Source organism: Roseitalea porphyridii (assembly GCF_004331955.1).
Classification (GTDB): Bacteria; Pseudomonadota; Alphaproteobacteria; order Rhizobiales; family Rhizobiaceae; genus Roseitalea; species Roseitalea porphyridii.
In genome coordinates this window covers 1,679,072-1,692,167 of sequence record NZ_CP036532.1, presented here as the reverse complement: position 1 = coordinate 1,692,167, position 13,096 = coordinate 1,679,072, and the positions used below count along the sequence as shown (strand labels likewise).

The window sequence follows — 13,096 nt, the reverse complement described above, 5'->3', positions numbered from 1 at the left end:
CATAGCGCCCTTTGCAAATGGTGGCAGGTCAGCCACCGGAAACGTACGGGTGCGGCGGGCCGGCGCGTAGCCGGCCCCGCCTTGATCATTCGGCCGCGTCGGGCAGCATCTCGGCGTCATCGTCGACCAGCGGGCGGGTCGAGGACAGTTCGACGTTCAGACCCAGCGAGCGCATCTCCTTGACGAGCACGTTGAAGCTCTCGGGAATGCCTGCCTCGAACGTGTCGTCGCCGCGCACGATCGCCTCGTAGACCTTGGTGCGGCCGGCCACGTCGTCCGACTTGACCGTCAGCATCTCCTGCAGCGTGTAGGCGGCGCCATAGGCTTCGAGCGCCCAGACCTCCATCTCGCCGAAGCGCTGGCCACCGAACTGCGCCTTGCCGCCCAGCGGCTGCTGGGTGACGAGCGAGTACGGACCGATCGAACGGGCGTGGATCTTGTCGTCGACCAGGTGGTGCAGCTTGAGCATGTAGATATAGCCCACCGTCACCGGCCGGTCGAACGCCTCGCCCGTGCGCCCGTCGAAAAGGGTCGACTGGCCGCTCTGGTTGAGGCCCGCCTTCTCCAGCATGGCGTTGATCTCGGGCTCGATCGCACCGTCGAAGACCGGGGTCGCGATCGTCACGCCGTTGGCGAACTGCTCGCCGACCTTGACCAGGCTGTCATCGTCCATCTTCCGGATCGGCTCGTTGCGGTTGTTGTCCGGAATGATGTCCTCGAGCGTGGCGCGAAGCGGCTTGATGTCGCCGGCCTCGCGATAGGCCTCCAGCATCTCGCCGATCTTCTTGCCCATGCCGGCGCAGGCCCAACCCAGATGGGTCTCCAGGATCTGGCCGACATTCATGCGCGAGGGCACACCGAGCGGGTTGAGCACGATGTCCACATGGGTGCCGTCATCGAGGAACGGCATGTCCTCGTTGGGCAGGATGCGGCTGACCACGCCCTTGTTGCCGTGGCGGCCGGCCATCTTGTCGCCGGGCTGGATCTTGCGCTTGACCGCGACGAAGACCTTGACGGTCTTCATCACGCCCGGAGGCATCTCGTCGCCGCGCTGGACCTTCTCGACCTTGTCCATGAAGCGCTGTTCGAGCTGCTTCTTGGTCTCGTCGTACTGGTTGCGCAACTGTTCGAGACCGTCCTGACGCTTCTCGTCGCCGACGGCGAACTGCCACCAGTTCGAGCGCGGGTAGCTGTCCAGCACATCCTGATCGATCTTGGTGCCCTTCTTGAAGCCCTTGGGACCGGCGATCGCCTCCTGCCCCGTCAGCATCTCGGCCAGACGGCTGTAGGTGTTGCGGTCGAGAATCGACTGCTCGTCGTCGCGGTCCTTGGCAAGACGTTCGATCTCCTCGCGTTCGATCGCCATGGCGCGTTCGTCCTTTTCGACGCCATGCCGGTTGAACACGCGAACCTCGACCACGGTTCCGAAGCCGCCGGGAGGCATCCGCATGGAGGTGTCGCGAACGTCCGAGGCCTTTTCGCCGAAGATGGCGCGCAGGAGCTTTTCCTCCGGCGTCATCGGGCTTTCGCCCTTCGGCGTGATCTTGCCGACCAGGATATCACCGGGGCCGACCTCGGCACCGATGTAGACGATGCCGGCCTCGTCGAGGTTCTTGAGCGCCTCTTCCGACACGTTCGGGATGTCGCGCGTGATCTCCTCGGGACCGAGCTTGGTGTCGCGGGCGTTGACCTCGTATTCCTCGAGGTGGATCGAGGTGAAGACGTCGTCGCGCACGACGCGCTCGGAAAGAAGGATCGAATCCTCGTAGTTGTAGCCGTTCCAGGGCATGAACGCGACGAGCACGTTGCGGCCGAGGGCGAGGTCGCCGAGGTCGGTGGACGGACCGTCGGCGATGATGTCGCCCTTGTCGATCCGGTCGCCCACCTTCACCAGCGGACGCTGGTTGATGCAGGTCGACTGGTTCGAACGCTGGAACTTCTGCAGCCGGTAGATGTCGACGCCCGGTTCGCCCGGATCGAGTTCCTCGGTGGCGCGGATGACGATACGCATCGCGTCGACCTGGTCGACCACGCCCGACCGGCGCGCGGCGATCGCCGCGCCCGAATCGCGGGCGACGATCGGCTCCATGCCGGTGCCGACATAGGGCGCCTCGGCGCGCACCAGCGGCACGGCCTGACGCTGCATGTTCGAGCCCATCAGCGCGCGGTTGGCGTCATCGTTCTCGAGGAACGGGATCAGCGCGGCGGCGACCGAGACGAGCTGCTTTGGCGAGACGTCCATCAGGTCGATGTTCTCGCGCGGGGCCATCATCACGTCGCCGGCATGGCGGGCGATGACGAACTCGCTGGTCAGTTCGCCATTGTCGCCGATCTCGGCGTTGGCCTGGGCCACGTGGTGCTTGGCCTCTTCCATCGCCGACAGGTAGACGACCTCGTCGGTCACCTTGCCGTCGACGACCTTGCGGTACGGGCTTTCGATGAAGCCGTACTTGTTGACGCGGGCGAAGGTGGCGAGCGAGTTGATCAGGCCGATGTTCGGGCCTTCCGGCGTCTCGATCGGGCAGATGCGGCCATAGTGCGTCGGGTGCACGTCGCGCACCTCGAAGCCCGCCCGCTCACGGGTGAGACCGCCCGGTCCAAGCGCCGAAAGCCGGCGCTTGTGGGTGATCTCGCTGAGCGGGTTGGTCTGGTCCATGAACTGCGAGAGCTGCGACGAGCCGAAGAACTCGCGCACGGCGGCGGCCGCCGGCTTGGCGTTGATCAGATCCTGCGGCATGACCGTGTCGATGTCGATCGAGGACATGCGCTCCTTGATCGCGCGCTCCATGCGCAGAAGGCCGACGCGGTACTGGTTCTCCATCAGCTCGCCCACCGAGCGCACGCGCCGGTTGCCGAGATTGTCGATGTCATCGACTTCGCCCTTGCCGTCGCGCAGGTCGATCAGCGTGCGGACCACCTCGATGATGTCGTCCTTGCGCACGACGCGCACCGTGTCGTCGGCATCAAGACCAAGGCGCATGTTCATCTTGACCCGGCCGACGGCCGAAAGGTCGTAGCGCTCGGAATCGAAGAACAGCGAATGGAACATGGCCTCGGCCGTTTCCATGGTCGGCGGCTCGCCCGGGCGCATCACCCGGTAGATGTCGAACAGCGCGTCCTGGCGGCTCTCGTTCTTGTCGGCGGCCAGCGTGTTGCGGATGTAAGGACCCACATTGACATGGTCGATATCGAGGATCGGGAAGCTGGTCTGGCCGCTCTCGATGAGCACCTTGAGCGTCTTCTCGTCGATCTCGTCGCCGGCCTCGAGATAGATCTCGCCCGTTTCGGGATTGACGATGTCCTCGGCCAGATAGGAGCCGTAAAGGTCCTCGTCGGTGGCCTTGAGCGCCTTGACGCCCTTTTCCTCGAGCTGCTTGACCGCGCGGGCGGTCACCTTCTTGCCGGCCTCGATGACGATCTCGCCGGAATCGGCGTCGACCAGATCGGTCGCCGGCTTCTGGCCCTTCAGCCGCTCGGCCGAGAACGGGATACGCCAGGTCTCTCCGTCACGCTCGTAGGTGACGAAGTTGTAGTAGGTCGACAGGATCTCCTCGGGATCCATGCCGAGCGCCATCAGCAGCGACGTCACCGGAATCTTGCGGCGGCGGTCGATGCGCGCGTGCACGATGTCCTTGGCGTCGAACTCGATGTCGAGCCACGAACCGCGATAGGGAATGACGCGGGCGGCGAACAGCAGCTTGCCCGAGGAATGAGTCTTGCCCTTGTCGTGATCGAAGAAAACGCCCGGCGAACGGTGCATCTGGGAGACGATCACGCGCTCGGTGCCGTTGACGATGAAGGTGCCGTTGGACGTCATCAGCGGCATTTCGCCCATGTAGACGTCCTGCTCCTTGATGTCCTTGATCGACTGGGCGCCGGTGTCCTCGTCGACATCGAACACGATCAGGCGCAGCGTCACCTTCAGCGGCGCCGAATAGGTCAGGTCGCGCTGGCGGCATTCCTCGACGTCGAACTTGGGCGCCTCGTAGTCGTAGCGCACGAACTCGAGCTGTGCCGTGCCGGCGAAATCCTTGATCGGGAAGACCGACTTGAACGCGGCCTGAAGACCCTCGTCGGGACGCCCGCCATCGGGCTCGTCCATCATCAGGAACTGATCGTAGGAGGCCTTCTGCACCTCGATCAGGTTGGGCATCTCGGCGACGTCCGGAATCTCGCCGAAGAACTTGCGTACACGTTTGCGACCGTTGAAAGTAATGGTCTGAGCCATTGCCGCTCCTCGTCATCTCGCCCTGGCCGGGCGGTCATGTCCATGCCGGGCGGTCACCACACCGCGCCCGGCCAAACGGTGGGGCGGAACCCATGCGCCCGGTCCCGCCACCTCAAAACGGATAAAACCCGTTTCCGGAAACCTGCCTTCAGGCTTCAGGAAAAGGGTTCACGCACAACACAAGGCCTGCCCACATCGGTGAGCGGCGGGCGCGCGAACGCGCCCGCCAGAGCCCTGAACGCTTACTTCATCGACGCCTTGGCGCCGGCTTCCTCGAGCTTCTTGACGATTTCCTCGGCTTCGCCCTTGGAAACGGCTTCCTTGACCGGCTTGGGCGCGCCTTCGACCAGGTCCTTGGCTTCCTTCAGGCCCAGACCGGTGATGGTGCGCACTTCCTTGATGACGTTGATCTTCTTGTCGCCTGCCGACTCCAAGATCACGTCGAACTCGTCCTTTTCCTCTTCCGGAGCAGCTTCGGCGGCACCGGCGCCACCGGCGGCCGCGACGGCAACCGGAGCGGCGGCGGAAACGCCCCACTTCTCTTCAAGCATCTTGGACAGTTCGGCCGCTTCCATCACGGTCAGCGACGACAGGTCATCTACGATTTTGGCGAGATCAGCCATTTTTCATCTTCCTTCGGATATCAGGTTCGAACAGTTGGTTTGACGGTTCAAAGACAGCCTCACGCGGCTTCGTCCTTCTTGGCATAGGCGCCGAACACGCGGGCCAGCTGGCCGGCCGGCGCGCTCGTGACCTGGGCAAGGCGGGTCGCCGGCGTCTGGATCATGCCGACGAGCTTGGCCCGCAGTTCATCAAGCGAGGGCAGTTCGGCCAGAGCCTTCACGCCACCCGCATCGAGAACGGTGGGGCCGAGCGCTCCGCCAAGAACGACGAGCTTGTCGTTGGTCTTGGCGAACTCGCTTGCCACTTTCGGAGCCGTTACCGGATCTTCGGCATAGGCAATCAGCGTCTGACCCTGGAACAGGTCGGACATGCCCTCGGCTTCCGTGCCTTGAAGAGCGATCTTGGCGAGGCGGTTCTTCGCAACCTTCACGGTGCCGCCCGCATCACGCATCCGGGTGCGCAAGTCACCCATCTGCGCGACGGTCAGACCCGTGTAGTGGGCCACCACCACCGAACCGGACTGCTTGAAGACCGAGTTCAGCTGGGTGACGAATTCGCGTTTTTCCGCTCTATCCACTTCGTCTCTCCGTCGTGCGATGGAAGGCTTGGCCTGCCATCGCGGTTTGCCTTTGCCGCGCCCCGGGTTTGGACCCCGCGCCGCGACGCTCGAGGATCCTGCCCCCTTACGCCTCAGGCGCCCGACGGGCCCCTTGCGGCACAAGGCAATACGGTTCGAACCGTTCTCCGCCCGTTCCGTCGCCGGTTCGGGCATGAAACGTCCGCACCCGTCTCATGCAGGCTCATGCGAATTAAGGCGAGCCGCCTGCAATCTCGGACAGGGACCGGTTTCCCGGCCATCCGGCCCCGCCAGGCGGAGCCGGAATTCTTCAACGGAACCAGCCGCTTATCGCGACCGGCTCCGAATTCGATTCATTCGGCGGCCGAAAGGCTCGCCGGATCGATCTTGACGCCCGGACCCATCGTCGAGGTCAGCGCGACCTTGCGCACATAGGTGCCCTTGGCGCCGGCCGGCTTGGCCTTTTGCACCGCATCGGCGAAGGCGCGCACGTTCTCGGCGATCGCCTTGGCATCGAAGGAGGCCTTGCCGACGCCGGCATGAACAATGCCGGCCTTTTCGACGCGGAACTGAACGGCGCCGCCCTTGGCGGACTTCACCGCGGCGGCCACGTCGGGCGTGACGGTGCCGACCTTGGGGTTCGGCATCAGGCCGCGCGGACCGAGCACCTTGCCCAGACGGCCGACCAGCGGCATCATGTCCGGCGTCGCGATACAGCGGTCGAAGTCGATCTGGCCGTTCTGCACCGTCTCCACCAGGTCCTCGGCGCCAACGATGTCGGCACCGGCGGCCTTGGCTTCCTCGGCCTTGTCGCCACGGGCGAACACGGCGACCTTGACGTCGCGGCCGGTGCCGTTGGGCAGGTTGACCACGCCACGGACCATCTGGTCGGCATGGCGCGGATCGACGCCCAGGTTCATCGCAAGCTCGATCGTCTCGTCGAACTTGGCGGTGGCCCGCTGCTTGATCATCTCGACGGCTTCCTCGAGCGGCAGCACGGCGTTGCGGTCGATGCCCTCGCGCAGCGCGCGGGTGCGTTTTCCAAGCTTTGCCATGGTCAGCCCTCCACCTTCAGGCCCATGGCCCGCGCCGAACCCTCGATCTGGCGCATGGCGCCTTCGATGTCGGCTGCGTTGAGGTCCTTCATCTTCAGTTCAGCGATCTCGCGCACCTTGTCGCGGCTGATCGAGCCGGCCGATTCCTTGCCCGGCGCCTTGGAGCCCGACTTCAGGTTCGCGGCCTTCTTGAGCAGGAACGCGGCGGGCGGCGTCTTCGTCTTGAAGGTGAACGACTTGTCCTGATAGTAGGTGATTGTCGTCGGAATCGGCGCGCCTTTTTCCATTTCCTGCGTGGCGGCATTGAACGCCTTGCAGAATTCCATGATGTTGATGCCGCGCTGACCGAGCGCCGGCCCGATGGGCGGCGACGGGTTGGCGGCTCCTGCGGGGACCTGCAGCTTGAGCAGGCCTGCAACCTTCTTGGCCATTTGTCGTCTTTCCTTCCAAGGCCGGCGTCACCCGGCGGTTGAGACGTCGGTGGTGCGGCTTCGGCACGCCCGGCTCAGGCGCGCCTGCCTCCCACCTTTGCGACCGGACCGAGAACACGAAGGCCCCGGCCGGCACTTCGGACTAGCCTTTTTCGACCATTCCGAATTCCAGATCGACCGGGGTCGCCCGGCCGAAGATCGACACTTCCACCTTCAGGCGCGAACGTTCCTCGTCGACTTCCTGAACGATGCCGTTGAACGAGGCGAACGAGCCCTCGGTGACGCGCACGCTCTCGCCGACCTCGAAGGAGACCGACGGCTTGGGGTGCTCGACGCCTTCCTGGATCTGGCCCAGGATCTGCTCGGCCTCGCGATCGGAGATCGGCACGGGCTTGTTGTCGGAGCCCAGAAAGCCGGTCACCTTCGGCGTGTTCTTGATCAGGTGATAGACATCGTCGGTCAGATGGGCGCGCACCATCACGTAACCGGGAAAGAACTTGCGCTCGGCATCGACCTTGCGGCCCTTGCGCACCTCGATCACCTTCTCGACGGGCACGAGAATCTGCTCGAACCGGTCCCACAGCCCCTTGGCCTTGGCGTTCTCCTCGATCGCCTCGGCCACCTTCTTTTCGAAGTTGGAGTAGGCATGAACAATGTACCAGCGCGCCGTCATCAGCGTCGGAACCACCCGTGATCTTGTTTTTCGTTTATCGTGCCGGACCGAAGATCAGGTCGAAGACCCAGGAATAGATCTGGTCGACCGTGAAAAAGAACAATGCCGCGATCACCACCATGATCAGCACCATGATCGTCGAGATCAGCGTCTCGCGGCGCGACGGCCAGGTCACCTTGGCCGTTTCCGCGCGCACCTGCTGAATGAAGGTGAACGGATTGGTGCGTGCCATCTAGATCGTCCGGTCCATGGCGGCGAAATGCGCCCGCGCCGCCTTTCCTGCTGCGTAACGGGGTGATCGTCGACACGCAAAGGGATGCGCCGTCGATGTCAGTTCCCGTTCGTGTTGGTGAAAGCGCAACCCGCCCGCAAGGGCAATTCCAGCGCAGGGGATCATCTAGCGGCGATTCGGGGCGAGATCAAGGGCGCACGGCAAAAAAGTCAAGCGCCGCCCGGAGCCCTGTGACCGGCGTGCCGCGAACCTCTGGCAGGGGCACACGGGCTCGAACCGTGGACCTTCGGTTTTGGAGACCGACGCTCTACCAACTGAGCTATACCCCTATCGGTGACCGGACTGATAATGCGCGCCGAAGCGCGTTTCAACCGAAAAAGGCGGGCCGCGGCCCGCCTTGATCGCCATGCCGACCGCCGGCCGGCTGATCGGGGGTCGGTCGTCACTGCGCTCCGGCAGCGCGGACCAGCGGCGTGATCCGCCGGACGACCGCGCGACGGTTGGCGCGGATGTCGCCGGCCTGTTCCACCTTCAGGAACCGCTCGCCATAGCCCTGGGTGACGAGGTTTTCGGGCGGAATGTCGAAATACTCGGTCAGCGCGAGGGCGACGCTCTCCGCGCGTCGGTCGGACAGGGCCAGATTGTAGGCGGCGGCGCCGACCGTGTCGGTGTGGCCCTCGACGAGGAAGAGTTCGTCCGGATCCTCGGCGATCATCCGCTCGACGGTCCGGCCGAGTGCGGTCAGCGCTTCGGCTTCGCTGGGCGGAATCGCCGCCGAGCCGGTGGCGAAATTGACGGCCAGATCGATGCCCGGCACCAGCGCGCGCAGTTCACGCACGTCTCGCACCTGCTGCAGCGAATAGCGGCGGTCGAGGCGCGGCACTTCGGCGGCAAGCGCCGAACGGATCGTGTCGACGTCGGCCTCGCCATATTCGATCACGCGGGCGCGCGGCGCAGACGGCAGCCGGGTGATGTCGACCGGTTCGGGCTCGTACTGCCGCTCGTCGATCAGGACGACGCGCTGGCCGTCCGGCGCCACACGGGCCCGGTAGAGGATCGTGCCGTCGGCCGCGCGGATGGTGACGATCCGGACGTCGTTTTCGCGGATCACCACGGTGCGTGTGCTGCCGTCGGCGAAGGTGCGCGTGCGCACCCGCGTTCCGGGCCGGCGCAGCAGTTCGTTCTCGTCGCGCAGCACGACCAGTTCGCCGTCGCGTTCGACGACCACGCGGTCGCCGGCCGGCTCGACCACGTTGAACTGGTTGCCGAGGACGGCGCCGACGGTGGCGCCGGCGGCAATGCCCAGAATGTTGCGCAGAAGCTGGTCCGTGTCCTGCTGCGCCGTCGCTTCGGCCTCGACCGTTTCGTCGCTTCGACGCGCGGTCTCCTCGGTGACGGTTTCGACCTGAACCTCGGCCTGGCTTTCGGCTTCTGTTTCGGCCTCGATCTCCTGATCGGCCGCCTGCAGTGCCTCCGCGTTGCCGCGATCGGCCTGCCTCTGCGCCTGGCGCTCGGCGCGCGCGGCGCGCTGCTCCGGTGTCGGCTCGGGCGCGACCTGATCGGCCTCGGCTTCAGCCCGGGCGGCGGCTTCGGCGTCGGTCTCGGCTGTTTCGGCAGCGGCTTCGGCTTCAGCCGTCGCATCGGTCTCTTCGGTGGCCGCGGCGGCGTCGCCGGTCGGCTCGGCCGGCAGTTCATCGCCCGTTTCCTGGCCGGTCTCGTCGACAGCCGTCGTCTCGGCCTCGGTTTCCGTTTCGGCCTCGGCAGCGGCTTCGGCGCCGGTCTGCGCAGGCGTTTCGGACTCGGCCTGCTGCTCCTCGCCCTCATTTGCCGCGTCTTCAGTGGCTGTTTCAACGGGCGGCGCTTCACCTTCCGCACCGGCCTCCGCCGCAGCGCCCGCCTCGGCATCGGTTTCGGGCTGCGGTTTCTCGACGACTTCGCCGGCGGCCTGCTCGCCCTCTTCAACGGCTTCCATCGCTTCGTCGACCGCATCGGACGGCTCGGCCACGTCCGTGGTCTCCTGCCCTGCGGCGGTCTCGTCTTCCACGGGGGGCGTTTCGGCCGTATCGGCATCCGCCTCGGCCGCAGCTTCGGTCTCGGCCGGTGGCGTTTCGGTCTCGGTCGTCTCCAGCTCCCCAGCGGTCACGCCGGCTTCGGGCAAGGCCTCGCGAATGCGGGCTTCGGCGTCGGCGATCGTCGCGCCGGTCTGGTCGGCGAGCATCTGTGCGGCCGCACTGATGTCGGCGTCGGTCGCGTCCGGGCACGGTTGCTGTTCCAGAACGCAGCGGACGAGTTCGGCACCGACACCCTCCTGCATGCCGGCATCGTCCTGTGCGTGAGCAACGCCGGCGCCCACCACCATCGTCAACAGGCCAATGGCCGTCGTCGTCTCGAGCAATCGTCTTGTCATGGCTATCTCCTCGGAGGCCCCTTCGGCGCAAGAACGCCGCAGAACGCGGTATGTTCCGGCAAGGCGAAACCCGGTACGTGGCCCGAACGAAAAATGGCCGCTCGCGCGGCCATCTTCCATCATTCGGTCGGGGCGGCGCCCGAAGGCGCCGAGGGCGTCACTCGATGATCCTTGCGAGTGAGCCCGGCCGCAAACAATCCGGTGAATCGTTTGCGGGGCGAACGCCGGCGCCCGATGGCGCCGCGCGCGTCACTCGATGATCTTTGCGACGATGCCGGCGCCGACGGTGCGGCCGCCCTCGCGGATGGCGAAGCGCAGGCGCTCTTCCATCGCGATCGGCGTGATCAGCTCGACGTTCATCTCCGCATTGTCGCCCGGCATCACCATCTCGGTGCCCTCGGGAAGCGTCACCTCGCCGGTCACGTCCGTCGTGCGGAAGTAGAACTGCGGACGGTACTTGTTGAAGAACGGCGTGTGGCGGCCACCCTCTTCCTTGGTCAGGATGTAGGCCTCGGCGGCGAACTTCTTGTGCGGGGTCACCGAGCCCGGCTTGGCCAGAACCTGGCCGCGCTCGACGCCGTCGCGCTCGACACCGCGCAGCAGCGCGCCGATGTTGTCGCCCGCCTCGCCGCGGTCGAGCAGCTTGCGGAACATCTCCACGCCCGTGCAGGTCGTCTTCTTGGTGTCGCGGATGCCGACGATCTCGATCTCGTCGCCCACATTGATCACGCCGCGCTCGACGCGGCCGGTCACCACCGTGCCGCGGCCCGAGATCGAGAACACGTCCTCGATCGGCATCAGGAACGGCTGGTCGATCGGACGCTCGGGTGTCGGGATGTGCTCGTCAACGGCGGCCATCAGCTCGCGGATCGCCTTCTCGCCGATCTCGGCGTTGCTGTCTTCAAGCGCCGCCAGCGCCGAGCCCTTGACCACCGGAATGTCGTCGCCGGGGAAGTCGTAGGACGACAGAAGCTCGCGCACTTCCATCTCGACCAGCTCGAGCAGTTCCTCGTCGTCGACCTGGTCGACCTTGTTCAGGAACACCACGATCGCCGGAACGCCGACCTGGCGGGCCAGAAGGATGTGCTCGCGGGTCTGCGGCATCGGGCCGTCAGCGGCCGAGACCACAAGGATCGCGCCGTCCATCTGCGCGGCGCCCGTGATCATGTTCTTGACGTAGTCGGCGTGGCCCGGGCAGTCGACGTGCGCATAGTGGCGCGCATCGGTCTCGTACTCCACATGCGCCGTCGAGATCGTGATGCCGCGCGCCTTCTCCTCGGGCGCGGCGTCGATCTGGTCATAGGCCTTGAAGTCACCGAAGAACTTGGTGATCGCCGCCGTCAGCGACGTCTTGCCATGGTCGACGTGACCGATCGTGCCGATGTTCACATGCGGCTTGTTCCGCTCAAACTTTTCCTTGGCCATTTTCCGTCCTGTTTGTCCTGACGGCCGATGCGCATCGGCGCGCCCCTTTCACGAGCGCGCCACATAAGGGTTTGATGCAACGGGCGCAAGTGCGCGGGACGGTGCAGTTCAGGTCATTCGAAACCGACCGAGCGATTTGCGAACTGCAATCGCCGCGACCCCGACGGCCAGACCCAAAACAAGGCCGAACATGACAAACGCGACCATCGGGATGAGCGGCCGAATGCCCACCATGCCGGGCTCGAGAACAACAAGCGCAAGACCTTGCTCGCCGAACGGACCGTCCTCCAGCTTCTCCAGGACGCGCTCGACGGATTGATCGCTTCTTACGGAGTTGATCGCCGCATCGAGAATCGGCAAGCCGGGCACCAGGTCCCTCGATTGCACGCGAGACCGCAGCGCCTCCATCTCCTCATCGATCGCGCGATAGCCGCGCAAATAGCCAGGCGCATCCGAACCGACGATCACGACAACCGGTTGACTTCCGCCGTCACCGCCAGATCCGCTGCCGGGCTCGCCGGCGGACGCCGAAAATGGCCATTCAATCTCCAGGCGACGGGCGATATCGGCCTGCTCCTGCAAGATCGCGATCTCCCTTCTCAGGTCGGCCTGATGGAGCGCGACCCTCAACCTTGTGCGGCTTTGGAGGTGCTCCACCGCGCTCGCCTCTCTCTGCTCGCGCTCGTCAACCGCGGCGACCACGCGCCGGACAACAACGTCGCGCGTGCTAGCGACGGCGCCTTCCACAAGCGCGTCCACGAATGCACGCAATTCGGAGGGCGCACCGTCAATAGACAAAGACATCATCCAAGGCCGGGCGACCGTTCCTCCACCGTCTGGCGTGGAAAAGTTCATGTCCGCAATTGCTGCGGCGGCTGCAGACAGACCGATCCCATCGCGGCCTGTCACGTCGCCCGACAAACCCGAACTCGCGAGGGCCTGAGCGACAATGGCGGGATTCTGCAACTCCTCGACAAACATTCCCAGAACAACTGCCGGCGTCAGTTGCAATGGCACTTCGCGCTGGAATATCGGACTGAGCTCACTCAGCTCCTGATCAACGAGGATCGGGTCGAAGATCAGCGCCTGGTTCAGGTCCTCGACCTGGCCACCTTCCAACTCGGGGGCAGCGATTATCGGAACGGTTGCTCTGTAGCTGCCGCCAGCAACGAATGCTATTGCGAAACCGAAGACCAGTCCCGCCAGGGCGCAGGCGAGGATTGTCCGCCTGCCCTCCCACAGAAACATGAAGATGTCGGTGAGCGACAACACCGTCTCGGTATCATCCGCACGACGGTCCGGACGGCTCATTCGCAATCCCCTCAATCATAACGGCTAGCCCTCGTAGACCTGCCAACCATGCAGGTCAATCGAGGCCGTCGCTGGTATCCACTCCTATCGAGTTTATCCTACTGGACCAGGGATCCGCATATCATCGCACGCC

10 protein-coding genes and 1 tRNA gene are annotated in these 13,096 nt (G+C 65.1%); all 11 read right to left on the bottom strand.

The features are described 5' to 3' along the window. Window positions 1-85: 85 nt before the first annotated feature. The 11 genes from rpoB to E0E05_RS08180 all read right to left on the bottom strand — a co-directional run bounded on the left by rpoB (window position 86) and on the right by E0E05_RS08180 (window position 12,963). Window positions 86-4,228: a DNA-directed RNA polymerase subunit beta gene (gene rpoB, locus E0E05_RS08230; protein WP_131616270.1), complete on the bottom strand. Its 4,143-nt coding sequence runs from the start codon at window positions 4,226-4,228 to the stop codon at window positions 86-88. 242 nt (window positions 4,229-4,470) lie between these two features. Beyond that, window positions 4,471-4,851, bottom strand: a complete 381-nt coding sequence (gene rplL / locus E0E05_RS08225) for a 50S ribosomal protein L7/L12 (protein WP_131616269.1) — start codon at window positions 4,849-4,851, stop codon at window positions 4,471-4,473. Window positions 4,852-4,910: 59 nt separating this feature from the next. Then, a complete protein-coding gene (rplJ, locus tag E0E05_RS08220; RefSeq protein ID WP_131617957.1) occupies window positions 4,911-5,429 on the bottom strand; it encodes a 50S ribosomal protein L10 in 519 nt (172 codons plus the stop codon). A gap of 353 nt (window positions 5,430-5,782) precedes the next feature. After that, on the bottom strand, window positions 5,783-6,484 hold the full coding sequence (gene rplA, locus E0E05_RS08215; protein ID WP_131616268.1) for a 50S ribosomal protein L1: 702 nt from the start codon (window positions 6,482-6,484) through the stop codon (window positions 5,783-5,785). Between the two features lie 2 nt (window positions 6,485-6,486). Next, on the bottom strand, window positions 6,487-6,915 hold the full coding sequence (gene rplK, locus E0E05_RS08210) for a 50S ribosomal protein L11 (RefSeq protein WP_131616267.1): 429 nt from the start codon (window positions 6,913-6,915) through the stop codon (window positions 6,487-6,489). Window positions 6,916-7,057: 142 nt separating this feature from the next. Then, a complete protein-coding gene (nusG, locus tag E0E05_RS08205; protein ID WP_131617956.1) occupies window positions 7,058-7,588 on the bottom strand; it encodes a transcription termination/antitermination protein NusG in 531 nt (176 codons plus the stop codon). Between the two features lie 34 nt (window positions 7,589-7,622). Beyond that, window positions 7,623-7,820, bottom strand: coding sequence for a preprotein translocase subunit SecE (secE, locus tag E0E05_RS08200; protein ID WP_109769379.1), 198 nt, complete (start codon window positions 7,818-7,820; stop codon window positions 7,623-7,625). Between the two features lie 253 nt (window positions 7,821-8,073). Further along, window positions 8,074-8,149, bottom strand: a tRNA-Trp gene (locus E0E05_RS08195). 113 nt (window positions 8,150-8,262) lie between these two features. After that, the gene (locus E0E05_RS08190; protein ID WP_131616266.1) at window positions 8,263-10,227 is read right to left on the bottom strand and encodes an OmpA family protein; all 1,965 of its coding nucleotides are present in this window, start codon (window positions 10,225-10,227) and stop codon (window positions 8,263-8,265) included. 249 nt (window positions 10,228-10,476) lie between these two features. Then, window positions 10,477-11,652 carry an elongation factor Tu gene (gene tuf / locus E0E05_RS08185; RefSeq protein ID WP_131616265.1) on the bottom strand — a complete coding sequence of 392 codons (1,176 nt, stop codon included), beginning with the start codon at window positions 11,650-11,652 and terminating at the stop codon, window positions 10,477-10,479. 108 nt (window positions 11,653-11,760) lie between these two features. Next, window positions 11,761-12,963, bottom strand: a complete 1,203-nt coding sequence (locus tag E0E05_RS08180; RefSeq protein WP_131616264.1) for a Wzz/FepE/Etk N-terminal domain-containing protein — start codon at window positions 12,961-12,963, stop codon at window positions 11,761-11,763. Window positions 12,964-13,096 lie beyond the last annotated feature (133 nt).

Coding starts and splice junctions, on each gene's coding strand:
- secE (WP_109769379.1), bottom strand. CDS start 7,820: ATGGCACGCACCAATCCGTTCACCTTCATTCAGCAGGTGCGCGCGGAA.
- E0E05_RS08190 (WP_131616266.1), bottom strand. CDS start 10,227: ATGACAAGACGATTGCTCGAGACGACGACGGCCATTGGCCTGTTGACG.
- rplA (WP_131616268.1), bottom strand. CDS start 6,484: ATGGCAAAGCTTGGAAAACGCACCCGCGCGCTGCGCGAGGGCATCGAC.
- rplK (WP_131616267.1), bottom strand. CDS start 6,915: ATGGCCAAGAAGGTTGCAGGCCTGCTCAAGCTGCAGGTCCCCGCAGGA.
- tuf (WP_131616265.1), bottom strand. CDS start 11,652: ATGGCCAAGGAAAAGTTTGAGCGGAACAAGCCGCATGTGAACATCGGC.
- rplL (WP_131616269.1), bottom strand. CDS start 4,851: ATGGCTGATCTCGCCAAAATCGTAGATGACCTGTCGTCGCTGACCGTG.
- nusG (WP_131617956.1), bottom strand. CDS start 7,588: ATGACGGCGCGCTGGTACATTGTTCATGCCTACTCCAACTTCGAAAAG.
- E0E05_RS08180 (WP_131616264.1), bottom strand. CDS start 12,963: ATGAGCCGTCCGGACCGTCGTGCGGATGATACCGAGACGGTGTTGTCG.
- rpoB (WP_131616270.1), bottom strand. CDS start 4,228: ATGGCTCAGACCATTACTTTCAACGGTCGCAAACGTGTACGCAAGTTC.